Here is a 2626-nt window from a genome sequence, read left to right as displayed (position 1 = left end):
GCCGGCCCGAAGGCGAAGTCGGGCAGCGACAAGGTGGCCTCGGCCACGTCCAGCAGCCGCCGGTTCTGGTCCATCGAGGTCTTTTGCAGCGCGCGAAAGGCGGCCTCTTCGCTCATGCCCAGGCGCGACATCAGCACGCCCTTGGCGCGTTCGATCACCTTGCGCTCATGCAGGGTGCGGCGGGCCTTGTCCAGCTCGGCTTCCATGCGGGCCAGGCGCTCGGCCTGCGCCTGCAGCAGCGCGGTCAGGGCCGCGTTGTCGGCGCCGGTGCCCACCCCGTCGGGGCCGGGCACGGGTTCGGTGGCGGCATCGGCCTCGAAGAAGCGGGCCACGGCGCCGGCATGCTGGGGTGGCTGGCGGCGCAGGCCCTGCAGCAGGCCTTCGGAGTCCTGCAGCGCCTGCTCGGCCTCGCGCACCTGGGCCTCGCACTCGGCGCGCAGCCGGGCGATCAGCTGCAGCTGCAGCTGCCACAGCGCATCGATGCGCTGGCTGCTCACCGCGAACCAGTCTTCGCTCTGGCGGGTGTCCAGCGCGGCGTCGGTCCGGGCCATGGCCAGGGTGCGGCGCAGGCGTTCCAGCCGGGCGGTCTCGGGCGTCAGCTGCTGTGCTTCCCAGCCGCTGCGCAGCGCCGGCTCGGCAAAGTCGGTGAACACCTGCAGGCTGCGCTCCTGCGCATCGATCAGGTGCAGCACCCGCTGCTGCTGCAGCTCGGCGCAGCGGCCCGATGCAAACAGCACCGCGCCCAGCGCCCGTTCCTGGCCGGCAGCTTCATTGGCCTGCACCAGGTGCAGCAGCGCCACCAGCAGCCGGGAGGCAGCGGGCAGCCGCGCCGCATCGGCGATGTGGAACACCAGCTCCACCGGCCCGGCGATCAAGCGGCTGTAGGCCGCCACCGAAGCCGCCGCCTCCATCTGCTGTCGCGCCACCTGGGTGCGCAGCGCGGGCAGCTGTTCCAGGCCCATCAACACCCAGGCCAGCAGCGTGAGCAGCGGCGCGCCGGTGGCGGCATCCGGCGCCAGCGGGCCGGCCAGTTGATGGCGCAGATGCTGCTCGGCCTCGTCGGCTTCGGCGATGGCCTGCGCGCGCACGTCGGCAAAGCGCTGGCCGGCCGAGGCTAGCCACACGCTGGTGGCGCCACGCTCGCGCTGCAGGCCGTGGATCAGCCGGCCGATGGCATCGACCAGCTCGGTGCGCTGGGCCAGCTGGCGCACCGCATCGATCTCGCGCTGCTTGGCCTGCAGCATCAGCTGCGTGGCGGTCAGGGGCAGGGCGGGCTCGGTCATGCGGTGCTCTCGGCTCAGGCGGTGGCGGGTTCTTCCGCCATTGTGTGCGCCAGCGCCACCAGCACCTGGTCGCCTTGCACCCGCACCGCATGGGCCCGCACCGAATGCTCGGGCGCTTCGATGCACTCGCCGCTGCGCAGGTCGAAGTGGTTCTTGTACATGGGCGAAGCCACCACCAGCCGCTCGCCCAGGTTGCCCACCAGCCCGCGCGACAGCACGCTGGCGCCCGACTTGGGGTCCACGTCGTCGATGGCGTGGAAGCTGCCGTCGCCCAGGCGGAAGATGGCGATCGGCTGCTCGTCCACCAGCGCGGCCACGCCAGCCTCGGGCAGGATGTCGTCGGTGCGGCACACCGGCACCCAGCGCGGGCCTTCTGGCGGCGGCGCTTCCACCGGCGCCCGCGCGATGTTGACGAAGGAGCGGAAGCGCTGCCGCACCTGCGGGTCGGTGACGGCGGTTTTCCATTCGCACTGGTAGGTCTCCACCACGTGCTGCATCTGGGCTTGCAGCTCGGCGCCCAGACCCAGGCTGTCTTTCACGAGCACGTCCTTCAGGTAGTCCAGGCCACCTTCCAGGTTGTCGCGCCAGGTGCTGGTGCGCTGCAGCCGGTCGGCGGTGCGCACGTAAAACATCAAAAAGCGGTCGATCAGCTTGACCAGCGTGGCCTGGTTGAGGTCGGCGGCCAGCAGCTCGGCATGGCGCGGCTTCATGCCGCCGTTGCCGCACACGTACAGGTTCCAGCCCTTGTCGGTGGCGATGATGCCCACGTCCTTGCCCTGGGCTTCGGCGCATTCGCGGGTGCAGCCCGACACGCCGAACTTGATCTTGTGCGGCGCGCGCAGGCCCTTGTAGCGGTTCTCCAGCATCACGGCCAGGCCCAGGCTGTCGTCCACGCCATAGCGGCACCAGGTGCTGCCCACGCAGCTTTTCACCGTGCGCAGGCTCTTGCCATAAGCGTGGCCACTCTCGAAGCCAGCGGCGATCAGCTCTTCCCAGATGGCGGGCAGCTGGTCGACCTTGGCGCCGAACAGGTCCACCCGCTGGCCACCGGTGATCTTGGTGTAAAGGCCATATTTCTTGGCCACCTGGCCCACGGCAATCAGGCCGTCGGGCGTCACCTCGCCGCCGGCCATGCGCGGCACCACGGAGTAGCTGCCGTCCTTCTGCAGGTTGCCCAGGTAGTAGTCGTTGCTGTCCTGCAGCGGCGCCAGGTCCTTCTTCAGCACGAATTCGTTCCAGCAGGAGGCGAAGATGCTGGCCGCCGCCGGCTTGCAGATGTCGCAGCCCAGGCCACGGCCGTGGCGGGCCAGCAGCTCGCTGAAGCTGCGGATGCCGCCCACGCG

At 70.4% G+C, this 2626-nt stretch carries 2 protein-coding genes; both read right to left on the bottom strand.

The window, feature by feature from the left end:
• On the bottom strand, window positions 1-1283 hold a 1283-nt coding region (locus ABNT58_RS05995; protein ID WP_348752593.1), incomplete at its 3' end, for a nitrate- and nitrite sensing domain-containing protein.
• A 14-nt stretch (window positions 1284-1297) separates the two neighbouring features.
• A partial coding sequence (gene nirD, locus ABNT58_RS05990) for a nitrite reductase small subunit NirD (protein WP_348752592.1) occupies window positions 1298-2626 on the bottom strand: 1329 nt, incomplete at its 5' end.

Source organism: uncultured Aquincola sp. (assembly GCF_964001545.1).
In the GTDB taxonomy this organism is placed as follows: domain Bacteria; phylum Pseudomonadota; class Gammaproteobacteria; order Burkholderiales; family Burkholderiaceae_C; genus Aquincola.
Note: the sequence above shows the minus strand (reverse complement) of the source record. Positions and strands in the feature narration are given on the sequence as shown.